The organism is Paenibacillus sp. LK1 (assembly GCF_002750415.1).
Classification (GTDB): domain Bacteria; phylum Bacillota; class Bacilli; order Paenibacillales; family Paenibacillaceae; genus Paenibacillus; species Paenibacillus taichungensis.
This window is the reverse complement of sequence record NZ_PEII01000008.1, coordinates 275,233-293,128: the sequence shown is the minus strand read 5'-3', so window position 1 is coordinate 293,128 and position 17,896 is coordinate 275,233. Positions and strand designations below refer to the sequence as shown.

Sequence of the window (17,896 nt, the reverse complement as noted above, 5' to 3'; positions counted from 1 at the left end):
GCTTTTTTTGTCCTATTTAGATAGCCGGAACTGCATATCTTGCCATATCGATAATAAAACTGCGTGCTTCTCTTGTCGTGTGGTATTCACGGCTGAATTGTCTTACCCATTCGGGATGTTCCTGATACCATCGAAAGGTCTGCTCCAGTCCCTGCTCCAGCGTCGTCTGGGGGAACCATCCGGTCTCTGACCGTAACTTCCCAGAGTGAACGACCAGACTCGAACCCCTGGACTGGGTGGGCTCCTGCTCTCGAATCTCCGCCGTTCCATTAGAAGTATGCAATTGTTGCAATTGAGCTCCGATCTCTTGCATGGTCGTTCCTTGCCCCGTCGAAATGTTATAGATCTGCTGATCTTGTCCATTCAGCATAATCTGTTCAATCGCTCGCAGCGCATCATCCACATACAGAAAATCACGTACAGCTGATCCCTGAATATCCAGAGGAAGGCCGTCCATCATTCGGCCAAAATTACGCGGGATAATCCGATCCGGCAACTGCCAAGGACCATAGAGATTGGTTAAACGAAATATTTTTACAGGAAGCTGGTAACATTGAGCGTAGGATCTTGCGAGCATCTCACAGGCTACTTTGGAAGCGGAATAAGGGGATACCGGAGCATATTCATCGGATTCGTGATACACTCTGCCCATCTCCCCTCCGTATACCTCAACGGATGAAGCCAGTACCACGGGAATATGGTGATCGGAAGCGTATTGCAGAATGGCCTGTGTACTGAGGGTGTTGTTACGAAACACTTCTCCGGGGTGATGATACGAATAATCTACGTGCGGCATCGCTGCCAGATGAATAATATAGTCTGTTTCGTGCGGCAAGCTGAATCTGTCCTTCGCGAGATCACAACAGATAAAAGCCATCTCATGAAGTGGAGAGCTGTGAACAAGCCTCTGACAATAATCATCCTGGTCCACCAGGGTGATTCGATGTCCTTTTTGCGCCAAATACTGAGAAAGGTTAAATCCTACAAATCCAGAAGCCCCTGTAATGACAATATTCAAGCACATTCCCCCTTGGATTAATACAACAAGTTCACTGAAGAGAGTCTATGTTCTGATTATAACCTTATAGTGATACATTTTGTATCATTTTACAATTGTTTTTTGTTCTTCTCCAGAAATAAACGGGTAATGCCATAGAGAGGTGATATTTACGATGAAAGAGGACATAAACAATGTACAGACAATGTTATTCCAGGACGATGGTGTGATCCCCAATCATCCAAGTCTGCCTGTACTTCTGTATAAGGGGATTTGGGCAACAGATTCCTCTCGTGCAGAGTCGTTGCTGAACCAAAACGGATGGGGAAACAGCTGGATTAACGGCGTGTTTGATTATCATCATTATCACAGCAATGCTCACGAAGCACTTGCAGTGGTGAGTGGTTGGGTTGAGCTCATCCTTGGTGGGGAACATGGAAAGGTTGTGCGGCTTCAGGCAGGAGATGTCGTCGTATTACCTGCGGGAACCGGACATAAGCGGCGGAGTGCGAGCCTTGATTTCCGCATTGCAGGGGCCTATCCAGGTGGCATGAGTTATAATACCCGAACGGGTGAACCGGGAGAGCGTCCCAAAGTTCTGCGTGAAATTCAGGAGGTTCCCACCCCGGATACCGATCCGGTCTATGGGCAAGGGGGGCCACTATTGGAGTTATGGAAACAGAATAAGACATGAAAGAATAATGGACTGCTCCGGGATAAAAAAACTACCGGGAACAGTCCATATTTCGGTCACTGAGGGAGCCTCACACTGTATAATCGCATGGCATGTGGCTTCCCTTCCATCTCAAGCCGTCCCTGCAATATCAATTGTCGTATACGATATTCAATGAATGCGTCTCCGACAGCTTGTTCAAGATGGCCCAGCACCTCACCTACGACGCGGGCTGATTTTATAAACTCGCCAGGCTGTCTGGTTAATGTAACTTCTCTGGCCTTCTGCATAATGTATTCATCGATCGCGTCTTCTTGCACGCTCTGAATCTCGCCATCCTTCATTAATCGCAGAAATCCAGGCTGCACAGCCAAATTCACCCACTCTTGCTCCATGTGTTTGCGTTTCTCCAAAGACAACGGTTCAGCATTCACACAGTGCTGCCACATCGCTAACAACTTCTCAGAAAAAATTTCACCTGTTCTAAGAACATCATGCTGAACTTCAGAAGGGTTGAATAATTCCTGATATAATGCGCTTGTCTCGATCAAATAGATCGGTCCCAGCCTGTTACGCAGCAGATGCATGGCATATAAAAGTCCCGTTCTCTCATGAGCATTATTCGCATACCAAATAGTGATTCGCGTATCTTCATCAATCGAACTCAACATGTTATTTAATTGAAGCAGCTTATCCATGCCTTGGACGGCATAACTTCCATGTTCACTCAAATAAAGTTTCTCAAGTAGCCAGAGGTGCCTGCGGTGTAAATCCGCCTTGTTCGTCAAATCGCCCAATGGACCGATGGCATAGTAGTCATTCATAGAGAAAAACCGCCGCTCCGAGCGCCCTGGAACTTTGCCCATCGCAACCTTAATGCTGCCTAGCTGCGATTCTCCAATCGCTATATGAATTTCACGTGGTTTCTGTGCCATCAACGCCTGTTTCTCAGCGTTCTCCCGGTTCCGATTCTCGTCCAATGTATTAAATATCGACTGAATTTCCGTTGCAAAATGAACAGAATGTTCTTCAGCTGACTGATCACTGACTGCCATATCTGCGCTAAGATAGAGCGTACGCAATAACGAACGCAGCTCGTCCTCATCCATACGGTACAGCTCCTGATCAAAATCAAAGACATTGTCAATCATGTTTATCCCCCTCTAAACAGTCTGAACAGATGGTCATCTCCACACTTAACCATTCAAAATCGAGTACGTATTTGTATCATCGTAAGTTTACGAAGAAATAGACTTTCCAGAGGAGTGACTCCGTTCATTCATTTCCTCACGATTGGATGACGAACGGGTGAAGTGCCGCTCCAACTTCCGACTTGCCCACAGGGATACTGCGATAAACAGCAACACGCCGCCCCAGCGCACAGGGTGTTCCATAAACTGAGCTACATTGGAACCGATATACGTCACACAGAAAATCATAATGGCTTTGCCAAAACTCACCGCGAGCAGGAAGGACATTAATCTCATCCGTGCGATACCTGCCGCAACATTGATAATCACGAACGGACCCACTGGAAATATACTCAACAAAAACACATAGCTGAACGCATTCCGCCGAATCCATACCATACTGCGCTGCACACGGGGTTTGTTGGCCCAACGTTCCACAAAAGCCGATTTCCCAATTTCTCGTACAATCAGGAACGTAACGGTACATCCCAGGACCATCCCGATCCATGAATATAAAAACCCTGCCCATAGCCCATACACTGCTCCGTTAACCCCAACAATGAGCAGTGTAGGCAGCGGGGGCACGAATGATTTCATAAAGGTAAGCAAAATTGCAGGTAAAGGGCCCAGGGAGCGGAACTTCTCCAGCCAAAAACGAATATTCTCTTCCGTAATATAGGACATGATGTCCAAAGATGCCGGGTTCATCTGCTTCCCTCCAATCTATACAGTTCAAATTTTCTAAAGATGTTGTTGCCCATTATAAAATACATCTGGTAAACCGATGTGAAGTTTCACGACTCACTTCTCCCCAGTATAACGTACATATGAGCGCTGTACCGTTGTCAATTTGAAGAAATTTCACCTGTGACGCTGAAAAACAAAAGAGCACACCCGGACCTGTTCAGTCTTGGTGTGCTCTATCTATCGGATACCCGCTTGAAACCATTGGTCAACAAGCTTGGGGCAGTATTTGTATTTCGCATAAACCGTTTATTCTAGCTGAGCTTCCTGCATTGCCAATTCATTCAGCTCTTCCTGATGCGCAGCATTCCACTCGGGAATACCGGAACGCATGAATTCCTCGGCATCCATCGCTGCTTTGGACTGATTACACAGATTGCAGGCGCAGACACAGTTAAGTGGGGTCGTATGCCCACCTTTGGCTCGCGGCAGCAGATGATCAATCGTATCTCCATACGATCCACAGAAGTAACAGGTATAGTTATCACGGGTCAAAATAAACCGTTTGAAATCCTTGTTGCTAAACAATCGGCGGATCGTGTACCGATTAACTACAACAGCGGCTTTTTCCTTGACCAGCGTGACCGCCAGCTCCATATCCACTTCCTGATGCCAGCGCCGCCCTTTGTCCGTCTTGCCACGCATGCGCACCATGCCTTGCCGGTTCGTCCGAAGCGATGCCGGATCTTCCGGATCAATCGCTACAGGCACCGCCGGTGCATGACGGCGGGTACGACTTTCCGTTCCAGCCCCATGACTGCGGCTGGAATGCGCTGGCGCCCGCTGCCCGGATGATCCGGCGCGGGCTGTGTCTTCGCCGCCCGCCTTGGGCGCACGCTCCTTGCGTGCCGAGCGCGGCTTCGACACGGGCGAGCCTGGCTGGCGCCCGGGTGCAGGAGGCGCAGCCTCCATGGCGGTGCCCGGTGCTTGGCCGGGCACAGGCTTTGCAGCAGCGGCAGGCTGTGCGGCCGCTGCCGGGGGGCCGGCGACCGAGGCATCGCCACGGTCGCTCAGGTTCGGCGCACTGGCCTCAGCTATGCTGCGGGCCTGTCCTGCGCCGGACGGCAGCGCGGCAGCACGTTTGCGGCGCCGCTTGCGTTTGCGCTTGGCTGCGGTCGGCTGATCCGCAGCCCCTGGCTCTGCTGCCGGGCCTTGCGGCTTAGCTGGCAGCAGAGCCTCGGCCGCCGCAATCTCCTGCTCGGCGGCCTGATCCGTGCCAGCGGCTAGACGCGCGCGGGCACGCTTCGCAGATGGATCAGCATTCGCTGTATGCACCTGCGAATCCCTGTCTTGCAGATCAGCCCCCGTCTGAGGCTGATCTACAGTCTCGTTCTCCTTGTCAGTTCGGGAGAGCGATTCCGTTTGCTCTATACCAGACTGAAGCTCTGGACGCTTTGCTTTTCTCCTCCTTCTCCTCTTCTTGCGGTTGCCCGAAGACGAAGAGACAGTTGAAGAAGCAACGAATTCATCCGTTTCACCTTCCATCGAAGAAGATGACCCCACCGGCGGCTGTGACTCGCCGTGTCCTTCTGAAGCAGCAGCAACAGAAGGCGTACCAATTGCTGGATCGACGCTCCGTTCTGCTGTATGACTTGCAGGTGCAGAAGGTCGGGCAGTCCCAGCACCTTTATGACTCTTTACCGACTCATCCTCAGGCCGGAGTGAGTTGTTATTGTTATCCGCTTGTCCACCGAGCTGACGACAGTAGCGACAAGCGCCACGTCTGGCTCCAGGGCCAGCCCGCTTTCCGGTTCTTCGTCGGAATTCGGACAAAGGACGCTTTTGCCCGCAGTACATACATGTCTTGGTCAGTTGCGCTTCATGTTCCGTCATTTCCTGCCGGAAAGGGGCCGAGCCCATCTCCATGTTGTCACCTCGGTTCCGTATGAATCCGGTTTCTTTCTATTGTATCACATCTGCTCGCCAACACACTCATAGCCAGATGTCCCATAGTCTTTTGTCTTGTACTCCTGGGTCTGCCCCACGCATTCGTGAAGGATGTGTTCCACGTATTCCAATATATCTTGCATCGGTTTCCCGCATTGTTCACATGTTGTCATTGTTCTCACCTTAATCCTGTTCTTAAAGTTATCTGCTTATCAAATGATAAAATGTGTTCCGCCTTCTCATTACCCTTCGCGTGCAAAAAAGAAACATCCGTTCCCCATATATGAATTAAATCCGCAATCAAAAAACCGTTTCCTGCTCAACCCTAATGGTCGACCAAGAAACGGTTTATTATTCCTGTATTGGCATAAATATTTTAACGAACGTCGAGTTGTCCCGAGTTTTGTTGCGGTACCAGACGAGGCTTTGGTTTTGGCAAATTGCCGAAAATCACCCATGCAAATGGAACGAATCTTGCAGTGAGTCCAACCACAATCCAAGATGCGATCAACGCCACACCAAAACCTCCCGCGTACCAGAGGTGAATCAGCCAGGAAACCCCGGTTTGTGGTGGATAATTCCGATAGACCAAGAGGAAGAATGGATGTATCAGATAAATACCAAAGGACAATGCCCCAAGCCGATTGAGTGGCTTAACGATCAGCGATGGTCCTTTACGATAAAGCAGGTACGCAATCTGAATGAGCACCAGCGCACAGGCGAACGTATGCAGATTCCAGAAAAACTCGTACCACAGCGTGTTATACGTCGCAATCTTCAGGCGCAACAGATAATAAATATATACATGGCCGAGTCCGGCAAAAATCCATACCGCCCACAGCACAATCCATGAAACTACACGAGCCTTGGTTGCATTTTCCCGACTAATGACAAACCATTGTTTAATCTTCGGAAAATATACTCCGATAAAAGCACCCAGCATGAAGTAGGAAAAGTACGAAAATGCCCAACTTCCCTTGTTCGGCACCTGGAAGCCATATTTATTACTTACGATAAATGCCCACTGAATGAGCAACCCAATCGGTACCGACCATTTGACGACTGAGGGATATTTCTTAAGCAGCCACAATACCAACGGGAATAACAGATAAAATTGCATGTTGATAAATACAAAGTACAGATGCGTATACGCCTTGCCCGTGAACAGTTTCGTTATGAAACTTACTGCTGATTCACCGAACGGACGGCCCTGATAGTGGGTGAAGTGCAGGATTACAAAATACATTAATGAAAATAGGAAATAGGGCAGTAAAATGTAAACAAATCTTTTTTTGTAAAAGTTGCTGACCAGCTTCTTATCGAGCGGACGAGAATAATAATTATAGAACAGTACAAAACTGCTCATGAAAATAAACGTTGGTGTACCATATTTCATAAAAATATTAATAAAATTGTACAGCCAGTAATACCCTGAACCTGTCATGTCCACCGTCGCGTATGAAGTGGAATGCACACACAGCACACCGATGATAGCCATTGCCCGTACGAGATTCAGCTCTGGGATTCGCTCTCTTTTGATGGTTTCACTCATAATTAGCGTTTCTCCTTAATATGTTTCGTTGATATGTCTAAGATGACTTAATACGATAAGCACACTATCTATTAAAAAGCATAAAGCTTAATATGGGTAGTCCAAATTCTTAAAAGTTCCTAAATTTTCAACATGTTTCACAGTTTTTTCATGTCTATATATGTAAAAAAGACCGCTATGACGCGGCCTTTAAGCATGTTTCGTATCTGTCCAAAATATTGTTGGTTCACTGGGATGAAAATGGTAAACTTCAATGTTGACGACTGGCCAGAATTTGTTTATAGACCTCAATAGCCGATTGTCTTGAGACTTTCAGATCCACAATTGCACCCTGCCGAGGCTGATGAATCTCTTTGCTATGCAAATCCTTCAAGTCAGGCAGCCATTTGCGGATGTAATCCCCTTGGGGATCATACTTCTCTGACTGTGTCACCGGATTGTTCACCCGAAAGTATGGAGCTGCATTCTCGCCAAGTGATGCACACCACAGCCAGTTGCCCCGGTTTTGAATGTTGTCATAGTCACGAAGCTTGCGTCTGAAATACGCTTCACCCAGCGTGAACGGGCATCGCAGATTTTTGGTAAGGAACATCGCGGTCAGAATACGAAGCCGATTCGGCATATGTCCAGTCTCATTCAGTTCCGTCATGGCTGCATCGATAATCGGAATGCCCGTTTCGGCCTTACACCACTGTTCGAAGTGAACCTCACTGAGCGCCGACAGATCATAAACTTTTTCATATGTAAAATAATGACTCTCATATACGGCCCGATACAGATAGAAGTCGCGGAAGCACAATTGTCTGATCCATTCATCCGAATGCTCCGTGCGTTTTGCAGCATCGTACATCTTACGGATGGAAACAGCCCCCACAGCTACATAAGAACTGAGCCGACTCGATTCATAAGCTTCATATTCATCCCGATGGTCTCCGTAATCGGCAATTCTGTCAGATAAAAATCCATCCAACAATTGATGAGGTTCCTCCAAATCCGATACATCATATGACAACAATTGAGGTGGCACCTGGAAGGTCTCCGGCCATTCTATCTGCTGATCACTGACCTGCACATCCGCAACCGTAGTGGTTGAAGCTGGATTAGGATGCTCATTCATGAATTCCACCCAGCGTCGGTGGAAGGCAGCAAATACTTTGTAAGGCTCGGACTTACCCGTATAATCAGCGAACCCCTTCAGGTCCATCAGCAAATGATCCGTCAGCTGCGTAAACGTGACTTCTCGTGCCTCCGTTACCTTACGTATTCCACGATCACGCTCGATTGCATATGGCGTCATATCCCGATGAACTACAACTTCATCTATACGACTTTGCATCCGATCGAGGATATGTTCAATCACCTCAGCTGGTTTGCCATAAAGAACGTGCAGCTTGCGGCCTGACTCGCGGTACCGCTTACCAAGCTCAGCAGCATGCTGTAGAAAGTTCACTCCACTATGTTCCTCTTCGCGACCTTGCCGCAGCAGAAATGGATCATAGATGAGCACATGCAGACTCTCTGCATCCTGGTTCCGCAAATAATCAAATGCGACTAGATCATCTGTACGCAAATCTTTGCGATGTATGAATAACTTCATGCTTCATCCTCCTGCTGAACTTCTGCCTACTTTGCCGTTAAATCTTCATACAGCCTGATTGTCTCCTGCTCCGGTTGATGTCCCAGTTCTTCAAGCAGGGTCAGCGTAAATGAATGATATATTCTGAGTATGGCTTGTTGATCACCCATGGATGCACATACTCTCATCATTAATCGGCAGATCTCTTCGGCATACGGCTCCCGTTCCTGTAGTTCGTTCAATTGCTCCATCGCTTCCTTGCTCCGTCCATGCTTCGTGTCCCATTCGGCGATATCCATAACCAGTCCTACATATTTACTTCTCAGTTCTCTAGCTTTGGCTTGAGCCCAGCGATAATCATGTTCCTCCAGATAATCACCACGGTAGAGCGGGACGATATCCCGCAGTTGATCAACATTGTCTGACGTAACGGTATCATAGGCCATACCTTGCTCGAATTGCTCTACATCACTCACCAGATTACCCGATAACAAACGATAGCGGTTCATGTTGTACTCCAGTTTGCCCGTCATGTTCCATTCCTTCAGCAGTTTGCGTATCTGATAAACGGAAGTATGCAGATGCGTAAGCCCTTTCTCTTGCGAAACATCCGCCCACAGCTTATCGAGTAGAATCTCTTTGCTTACCCAATCCCCTCTATGGTGAAACATAAAAGCAAACAGTTCTTGCGATTTGGCTGTACGCCACTTGTGCTTCTGTGCTTCCTGATCCAGACTTCTGTAGATATCCAGATGTTTAAAAGTAAGCAATCCAGGCACACGGGTATCCAACTCCACAGCCTCAGATTCCTGAACCTCAGCAGTTGCAGCAACCTGAGGGGATGAGGCTATCATCCCTGCGGCAATGCGATCGATCGTTTTGCCAAGCCTCACTGAACTTACCGGCTTCAGCACATAATCCAACGCCTGAAGTTCGAAGGCTTCAACCGCATGATCCGCGTAAGCCGTTATAAATATAATGCGAATACTGCTGTCCAATTGCTGTATATATTCAGCCGCTTCCAGTCCATTCATTTCCGGCATGCCAATGTCCAGAAACACTACATCCACACGCTCTTTTGCCAGAAAATCCAGACCGGCACGGGCTGTTGAAAAACACTGCACGGGTGTAATCCGCCCATCCGATCGTAACAGGCGCTCCAGATGAAGCTGCGCCGGTTTCTCATCATCGATTACAATGGCTTTCATCGCTATTCCAGCCTCCTGCCGTGAATTATTCAATGGGAATACCGGTTATCTTGGCACCCGCTTAATAGTCTGTTAACCAAATCCGCCCAGCTCGGCCCATTATTTGGAACCATTTTTCTTCTCCACAGGTATGCGAAACCGTATTAGCGTTCCTTTCCCCGAATGACTCTGAATCTCCAGCCCTTGACCATATATAGACAACAAGCGTCGATTAATATTCTGTAGCCCTACACCTCCAGGACCTTCAGTTCGCCCTGAACTTACTTGAGCCAAACGCTCAGGAGGTATGCCTACTCCATCATCCTGTACCACAATGACGATGTGCTCATCTTCCCTGGTAATACCAAGGTTAACCGTGCCGCCTGCAGCACGCTCCATCACCCCGTGACGAATCGCATTCTCCACAAGTGGTTGAATACTGAGTGGTGGCAGGTAAAGACGCACATCTGGGTCGATATCATAATGGACCACCAAACGTTCCTCGAACCTAGCTTGTTCCAGATGTACGTAGGACTCCACTAACTCCAGTTCCTTCGCTAGCGGAACCAGTTGGTCGCGGTTCTGGAAATCGAAACTTCCCCGCAAGTAATGACTCAGTTCAATAAGCAAATCGGTCGCTTTATCCGGATTGACGGCGCATGTTGCTATAATGACGTTGAGCGCGTTATATAAAAAGTGCGGTTTGATCTGAGCTTGCAAAAAGGCCATTTCCGTACGAATAACTTCCTGTACCGAGGTACGCATCTCAATTAACGTCCTCACTCTTGCACGCAGTTCACCTGCATCCACAGGTTTGCTCAGAAAATCATTTGCTCCTGCCTGGAACCCCATTTTGATATCTTCAGGCAGCCCGCGAGCTGTCAGCATAAGAATAGGCAGCTCGGACAAGGAGCTGTTCTCACGCAGCTTGCGACACAGCTCAAGCCCGGACATTTGTGGCATCATCCAGTCTGTAATGACAAGATCAATGGAGGGGTGTTCTTCACGAAGCTTCAGTGCTGCTGCCCCGCTATCCGCTGCAATGACACGGTAACGTTCCGTTGATAGAAGATTGAACAATACCTGTCGATTCACAGGATCATCGTCCACAATCAGAATGGTATGCTCTGCTTCCAGACTATCATCCGTCTCATCCCAATGCACTGCTGCTGCCGTATCCTGCGCTCTTCTTTCTTGGGTAGATACATATTGAGCCGCAACAGGCTTCGAATTCACTTGCAGCAAAGGAAACTGCACAACAGGCAGGGTAAAATGAAAGGTCGAACCTTCACCTGGCTCCGATTCTACCCAGATGATCCCTCCCCCAAGCTCGACAAGTTTGCGAGTGATACTCAGTCCAAGACCAGTTCCTCCGTTAACCCTCTCACTTGTTCCGTTGCCCTGTTCGTAAGACTGAAATATGTCTTCCAGTTTATCTGGGGTAATACCAACACCTGTATCGGCGATAGATACCGTCACCATAGCTCCATCCACACGGGCATAGATCCGAATCTCACCTTGCTTCGTGTACTTATACGCATTGCCCAGCAGGTTGTACAGAATCTGCCTTAGGCGATCCTCGTCCGCTTCAACCAACGGCAACGCTAGAGGCCATTGTTGAATCAGCACAACCGGTTTATCTTCAAAGGTAAAACCAGAGACTTCAACCACCGTTCGGGCAACGGATTCAAGGTCCACAGCATTCCGTTTTAATTCAATTTCACCATTTTTGAGCTTGGAAAAATCCAAAATATCGTTTACCAGCAGTGAAAGCCGCTTTCCAGTTGAGGTGATCATGGACAGATTTTTAGCCTGCTTGGGTGTAACCGCTCCTGCCGCCCCTTCCAGCATCGATTGAGCAATATTAATAATGCCATGTAGGGGAGTTCTCAGTTCATGTGACGTATTGGCCATAAACTCATCCTTGAGAATATCAATGGCAAGCAAACGTTCAGACAACGCTTCAACTTCACGGAATGATTGTGCGAATCGGGTCGCTGTTAGAATCATCTGTGCAAAGACGAATAACAGAAGCTCGTACAGCGCAAGAAATGTCGTATCCACGGTGGTGAAAGCACCAACGGTGTGCAGCACAACCACCATAAATATACTCATCATGCTCATTAGGACAAAATGACCGTCGTTCGGTTGCTTTTTCAGCCAATGGAGCATAGCTCGCAGCGTGTAACCAATCACCACCAGTGAAATCAGCAGCATAGGCAGCTCCAACAATGAGAATAGAACAGGAGACAATGTAAGGCCTACCACGCATTGGACTATTACCAGAACCACACCCAAGCGAACAAACCATTGATGTACCGCTCCAGGAACAAGTGCATCCATGTAACGTAGCAAGTAATAATACGCAAGAGCCGCGCTGAGTAATTGCAGCCGCAGAATATCATTATTCGGTAAGAATGGTAACAGGGTTCCCAGCAACTTCTCTCCATGAGTTAATGCGTACATTGCACCGGACAGGCTGAATAACCCTAGATACCGAAGCTCTTTCTCACTGCGCCGCAGCCGGAATAACATCAGGAAGAAAGCCGCTGGCAAAATAAATCCGAATAGTGTCATCAGATCCTTGAGCCAATCCTGTTGTTGGCTCTTCAGGATACTGTGCTCGTCTCCAAACAAAATGGATGCGATAATGCCTCCAGACGAGTAGCTGTAATTGGATACCTGAATGATAATATCTGCAACGTCGCCTTCTATGGAAGTAAATCCTGTAAAAGGCAAATTGAGCTGAATGTCGGTATTTCGTGTTGTACCTGGCAGCCCTTTGCCGCCAATCTCTTTGCCATCTATAAATAAACGATGAGCCATACGGATATTTTGAGTGCGGATTCCGTAATCGTTCTTCTCTGCTCTAGGGGGAATTCGAACACGTAAATGATAGGTCCCATACCCGTGCGCCTCTCCAAGAATCCCATTCCACCGGGAGGGGACATGGATAGGTAGAGGTTTGGAAAGCGGCTTGCGTCCGGATACGTCCGCCTCAAAATCAACAGGCTTCAACAACTGACCCGGATAGAAATCCCAAGTACCATTCAGGGATGCAGCCCCATGCCTGTCGAAGTTCCAGCTGGTCAGGTCCATAACCCCATCCCTTGCATGAGGGTTGCCGCGCTCAATAATTAACGTTTGAATAATGGATCCCAGAGGAAAGGCAACAATACATATAAAGCTAATGGTGAGCATAATCCAGTGTTTTCTCATCTATGTAATCCTTCCGCCTCCATGGCGAGAGACGTCTAATTTTGTCGTTTTATACCTATAACTCCATGTTACACGTTTCTGTTGCTGACGGAAATAGTTCTTACATGATATTTTAACGCCAAAAAAGCCACAGGCTCAGCTACCGGAATGAAGACCGGAGTAAGACCCGTGACTTTTTGAATTTGTTGACTATCTTTTTTACTTCTCTCGTTTCCTTACGCTTGTCCAACGACCTGGGCCAGTTTCTGCACGATTCCAGCCCAGCCCTGCTCCATCCGTTCACGAACCATGGCATGAGCCTGTCCAAATTCAGTCAGTTTGTCCGCGTCCCAGCCACTGTGAATCAATGCAAAGTCAGTGTCTTGTCCTTGCTCCGTTAGTTCAAACGTAAGCGTCCAGTCCTTACCCCATTGGAATGACAGCTTATGTAGCGGCTGAACTTCCGTGACTTTGCACGGTGATTTACCAAAGGGTCCTGCTTCCAATATAAATTCATGCCCTTCCACCGGCTCCAGATTGCTTGGCATAAACCATGATTCCAAGCCCTTCGACGTCGATACAATCGCCCACACTTTCTCCACAGGTGCGTGAAGTAACAGTTGTTCCCGAATATCTGGCAATGCACTTGAAGATTCCATGATATCTCTCCTTCTAAATGGATATAACTCATTGTTCAAGATTAGATGATATGTGTCAAATATATTCTGCTAACAACAGGTACTCTGTTGACCGGCATTGAAAACAAATCTATAATTGGAACATATTACATAAAAGGTGCGTGATTTCTTATGATAGTCTGCTCTGAAAAATTCAATTCCAACCGTTGCCGGAAGGGATAAACATTTCGTAGCTAGTCCCTTCCACATTCTATTCTAATTATGTTGTGGAGGAAACGTTACATGTCTTTTAGTTATTATGGTCCGTTATGTACCGAGGTTTATAATGCCACCAAACCCGTTGGCCAATCCCTCGGAGGCGATATTGAATTTTACCGTGATTATCTGATGAACTGCAATGGACGCTTCCTGGAAGCAATGTCTGGTTCAGGTCGAATGCTGATTCCATTACTTGAGGCTGGTTTGAACGTAGACGGTCTTGATTATTCAACGGATATGCTCGATTCATGCCGGGCTCTTTGTACCGAGCGAGGATTGCCCCTGCCTGAATTGTTCGCTGCTGATCTGGAGACACTTGATCTTCCTTATCGGTATGAAGTCATTATCATCGCCGCAGGCTCCCTGCTGCTTATTCAAGATAGACAGGCTTCCATAAAGGCCCTGCGTAATCTGTATCAACATCTGGAACCTGGAGGCCGACTTGTGCTGGACCTCTTTCTACCCGATGTTACGAATACGACCTCACACTACTCAGGTACCTCGACTGTTCAATTACCGGATGGCGATACGATTACAATGGAGAGCAAAGACATCGAAGTCAATATGCTTCAGCAATACAAAGTAAGTTTAATTCGCTATGAAAAGTGGCGCCATGGCACCCTCATAGCCACAGAACTGCAACAGCTTGCATTACGTTGGTACGGCGTGGAGGAGCTGCGCATGATTCTGGAACAGATCGGTTTCGTTGAAGTTATTGTATATGCCGACTTCGACCCCTACCAGGAACCTTCGCGTTCTGATCAGAAATTTGTGTTTGAAGCGAAACGAGGACTACCCTCGGAAGTGGATTCACTTTCAGGTCAAAGCGCTAACGAATCAACCGCACCGGGTAAGATCCAAGATCGAGGAAGTCACGTGCATACGATTCGTTAATACGTAAACCTGTAAAATTTGCAGCTAATAACAGTTGCTCGGTTCATTAAATTGTAATGATGCTAAAAAGGGATGTCCTCCGTCATGTTCATGACTTATGAGACATCCCTTTTTAATTGAATTTATATAAGTGTTCTAATTAAAAATGTTCTAATTAAGATCAGTACCCGCGAGAATACGGCTGTGCGATAGCCGCTTTATCTTTGCTAACACCCAGTTCCAGAGCTGCATGAGTCGCCCAGTAAGGATCACGCAGCATACCTCTGCCAACCGCAACCAGATCTGCATCACCGTTGCCGATAACCGCTTGAGCCAGAGCTGAATCTTCAAGCATGCCTACCGCAATGACAGGAACGTTCAGTTCTTCACGGAAACGACGAGCAAACGGCACTTGGTAACCAGGGTAGTTACCCGGTTTACGTTGTCCGGAAGGTCCTTCACCGCCAGAGCTAATGTGGAACATATCCACGCCTGCTGCCTGATAGGCACGGGAAATTTCAATGGTATGATCAATGTCATACCCGCCATCAGCGTATTCCACTGCCGAAATCCGCATAATCAGCGGCATATCTTCCGGCATTTCTTTTTTCACTGCACGAATAATTTCGACTCCAAAACGGGAAAGATCCTGTCCATACTCATCCTCGCGATGGTTCATCAGTGGAGAATGGAATTGGTGAATGAGATAACCGTGTGCACCATGCAGCTCAATCGCATCGACTCCCGCAGCTACTGCACGGCGTACACCGTCCGCAAATTTCTGTACCATGGCTTGTGTTTCCTCTGTAGTTAAAGCGTGTGGTGTATTAAAGCTCTCTCCAGGGAAGGTAACCACTGATGGAGCTACAGGTCGAGCCGCATCCTCTGCTTTACGTCCAGCATGCGCGATCTGAATCGCCACCTTGGAGCCATAAGCGTGAATGCCATCCACCAGCTTGGTAAAGGCAGGAATGTGTTCATCTGACCAGATGCCCAGATCATTGTCAGTAATACGTCCGTCCGGATCAACATCCGTCATCTCGATCACGATCAACCCTGTACCCCCAACCGCACGGCTTACATAGTGTACCTGATGCCAATCGTTCGGAATGCCGTCTTTAGCAGTAACGGAATATTGGCACATCGGTGCCATAACGACACGGTTATTTAGTTGAAGTCCCTTGAATTGATAAGGGGAAAATAATTTCTCTGTCATTTCAATTCCATCTCCTATTCAATATGTTGATATATGTTGAGGCAATTCCTTGTTTTCCAGATCGGAAAACAGCTGCCCATGCTTGCCGCAGTTGTCCTGCTTCAAATCCTCAATAACTATTATGAACCTAACCTATAGAAATACAAGTACGTACTTTTTTGTGAGATAGTACCCTTTTTTATACCTAGTTGGCCTTTTTCTTCTGTGCATTCACCACAACTCGAAATGAACCCAAAACATGATATGATAGCCATACAGACATACAGGTTATACTATACCCACTTTATATAAGTTGTACCTAACGGTTACACGAAAACGGAGAGGGCAGGATAAACTGGAGAAGCGAAGCTAAAAGCTTTCTGAAAGAAAGCTGCATCGGAAGCACACACTCGCCTTTATCACCGGATTTTCCCTTTTAATAAGGGAATCAAAAAAATCTGGGGATAACAGCGATCAGAAGGGTATTCTGACCTCGTAGTGATAGTGTAAAATAAGCGGTCAACTTATATACTAACCGAGCCGAAGGAGCGATTACTGGTGAAAGATATTTTAATTCAAAGACTAACAACCTATGCTCAAATGGACACACAATCCGATGAAAATAGCGAGACCTGCCCTTCCACACCAGGCCAGCTGGTCTTGGGTAAATACCTAGTTGAAGAATGTACATCCATTGGATTGCAGGAAGTGACCATGGATGATAACGGCTACGTAATGGCGACATTGCCATCCAACACAGACAAGGATGTTCCAGTGATCGGTTTCCTGGCTCATCTGGATACAGCAACCGACTTCACAGGCAAAGATGTCAAACCACAGGTCATCGACAACTATGATGGACAGGACATTGTGCTGAATCAGGAATTGGATGTGGTGTTATCCACAACTGATTTCCCAGAACTGCGTGAATATAAAGGCCACACCCTGATTACAACAGATGGCACAACACTTCTTGGCGCGGACAATAAAGCCGGTATTACCGAGATCATGACAGCAATGGCCTACCTGATTGAACACCCGGAATTAAAACATGGAAAGATTCGTGTTGCTTTTACCCCGGATGAAGAGATTGGCCGTGGGCCGCATAAGTTCGATGTCCCTGCTTTTGGAGCCAAATATGCCTACACGGTGGACGGCGGACCACTTGGCGAGCTGGAATACGAAAGTTTCAACGCGGCTGCTGCCAAAATCACAGTACGGGGCACCAACGTGCACCCGGGCACAGCCAAAAACAAGATGGTCAATTCGGCTAAAATTGCGATGGAGTTGAACCGCCGATTGCCTGCGGAGGAAGCACCCGAATTCACAGAAGGTTATGAAGGATTCTATCATTTGTTATCTATCGAGGGAGACGTCGAACTGACTAAGATGAGTTACATCATCCGGGACTTCGACCGGGAGAAGTTTGAGGAACGTAAAGCGTATTTGTTGGATGTCGTGGGCGAATTGAAAAACAAATATGGCGAGAAAAGTATCTCCATTGAATTAAATGATCAATACTATAACATGCGTGAGAAAATCGAACCTGTGCGCCAGATCGTCGATATTGCACACGAAGCGATGACTCGCCTGGATATCGAACCTGTCATCCGCCCAATTCGGGGAGGAACAGATGGTTCCCAGCTCTCGTACATGGGTATGCCTACACCCAACATCTTCACTGGCGGAGAGAACTATCACGGCAAATTCGAATATGTATCGGTGGATAATATGGTGAAGGCCACACAGGTCATCGTGGAAATCGCTCAATTATTCGAACAGCGTGGAGATGTTTAAACCATATCTAAATTAATAGAACGACAAAGAAAAAAAGCCTTCACCTGACAGGTGGAGGCACTGGACACCCTCTGATCTGCAGAGGGTGTCTTTACATTTTTACCGTAAAACGATGTGAGGTACTGCCATCT

General features: G+C 47.4%; 13 protein-coding genes. 3 read left to right on the top strand and 10 right to left on the bottom strand.

The window, feature by feature from the left end; translation table 11 throughout:
- Positions 1 to 16: 16 nt before the first annotated feature.
- Positions 17 to 1,024 carry an NAD-dependent epimerase/dehydratase family protein gene (locus CS562_RS19355; RefSeq protein ID WP_099857953.1) on the bottom strand — a complete coding sequence of 336 codons (1,008 nt, stop codon included), beginning with the start codon at positions 1,022 to 1,024 and terminating at the stop codon, positions 17 to 19.
- 148 nt (positions 1,025 to 1,172) lie between these two features.
- On the opposite strand from CS562_RS19355, the gene CS562_RS19350 reads away from it, so the two are divergent.
- Positions 1,173 to 1,691: a cupin domain-containing protein gene (locus CS562_RS19350; RefSeq protein WP_099857952.1), complete on the top strand. Its 519-nt coding sequence runs from the start codon at positions 1,173 to 1,175 to the stop codon at positions 1,689 to 1,691.
- Positions 1,692 to 1,747: 56 nt separating this feature from the next.
- On the opposite strand, the gene CS562_RS19345 is transcribed toward CS562_RS19350, so the two are convergent.
- The 8 genes from CS562_RS19345 to CS562_RS19310 all read right to left on the bottom strand — a co-directional run bounded on the left by CS562_RS19345 (position 1,748) and on the right by CS562_RS19310 (position 13,663).
- Entirely contained in the window at positions 1,748 to 2,821 is a 1,074-nt protein-coding gene (locus tag CS562_RS19345) for a DUF1835 domain-containing protein (RefSeq protein ID WP_099857951.1), read from the bottom strand.
- A gap of 87 nt (positions 2,822 to 2,908) precedes the next feature.
- On the bottom strand, positions 2,909 to 3,568 hold the full coding sequence (locus tag CS562_RS19340) for a TVP38/TMEM64 family protein (protein ID WP_064641671.1): 660 nt from the start codon (positions 3,566 to 3,568) through the stop codon (positions 2,909 to 2,911).
- Positions 3,569 to 3,853: 285 nt separating this feature from the next.
- Entirely contained in the window at positions 3,854 to 5,470 is a 1,617-nt protein-coding gene (locus tag CS562_RS33740) for an HNH endonuclease (RefSeq protein ID WP_306554519.1), read from the bottom strand.
- A 397-nt stretch (positions 5,471 to 5,867) separates the two neighbouring features.
- Positions 5,868 to 7,043 (bottom strand): acyltransferase, encoded by a 1,176-nt coding sequence (locus tag CS562_RS19330; RefSeq protein WP_064641670.1) that lies wholly within the window; start codon positions 7,041 to 7,043, stop codon positions 5,868 to 5,870.
- Positions 7,044 to 7,293: 250 nt separating this feature from the next.
- Positions 7,294 to 8,640: a cryptochrome/photolyase family protein gene (locus CS562_RS19325; RefSeq protein ID WP_099857950.1), complete on the bottom strand. Its 1,347-nt coding sequence runs from the start codon at positions 8,638 to 8,640 to the stop codon at positions 7,294 to 7,296.
- Positions 8,641 to 8,666: 26 nt separating this feature from the next.
- On the bottom strand, positions 8,667 to 9,827 hold the full coding sequence (locus CS562_RS19320; protein ID WP_099857949.1) for a response regulator: 1,161 nt from the start codon (positions 9,825 to 9,827) through the stop codon (positions 8,667 to 8,669).
- A 99-nt stretch (positions 9,828 to 9,926) separates the two neighbouring features.
- Complete coding sequence (locus CS562_RS19315) at positions 9,927 to 13,025, bottom strand: hybrid sensor histidine kinase/response regulator (protein ID WP_099857948.1); 3,099 nt, start codon at positions 13,023 to 13,025, stop codon at positions 9,927 to 9,929.
- 215 nt (positions 13,026 to 13,240) lie between these two features.
- The gene (locus CS562_RS19310) at positions 13,241 to 13,663 is read right to left on the bottom strand and encodes an SRPBCC family protein (protein ID WP_076287352.1); all 423 of its coding nucleotides are present in this window, start codon (positions 13,661 to 13,663) and stop codon (positions 13,241 to 13,243) included.
- 261 nt (positions 13,664 to 13,924) lie between these two features.
- Here CS562_RS19310 and CS562_RS19305 point away from each other — a divergent pair, with 261 nt between their 5' ends.
- Positions 13,925 to 14,794 carry a class I SAM-dependent methyltransferase gene (locus CS562_RS19305; RefSeq protein WP_099857947.1) on the top strand — a complete coding sequence of 290 codons (870 nt, stop codon included), beginning with the start codon at positions 13,925 to 13,927 and terminating at the stop codon, positions 14,792 to 14,794.
- Between the two features lie 160 nt (positions 14,795 to 14,954).
- Here the strand turns inward: CS562_RS19305 and CS562_RS19300 are convergent, their stop codons facing one another.
- The gene (locus tag CS562_RS19300) at positions 14,955 to 15,989 is read right to left on the bottom strand and encodes an NADH:flavin oxidoreductase/NADH oxidase (RefSeq protein ID WP_076287351.1); all 1,035 of its coding nucleotides are present in this window, start codon (positions 15,987 to 15,989) and stop codon (positions 14,955 to 14,957) included.
- 537 nt (positions 15,990 to 16,526) lie between these two features.
- Between CS562_RS19300 and pepT the strand changes: the two genes are divergently transcribed.
- Entirely contained in the window at positions 16,527 to 17,765 is a 1,239-nt protein-coding gene (gene pepT / locus CS562_RS19295; RefSeq protein WP_099857946.1) for a peptidase T, read from the top strand.
- The last annotated feature ends 131 nt before the right edge of the window (positions 17,766 to 17,896 follow it).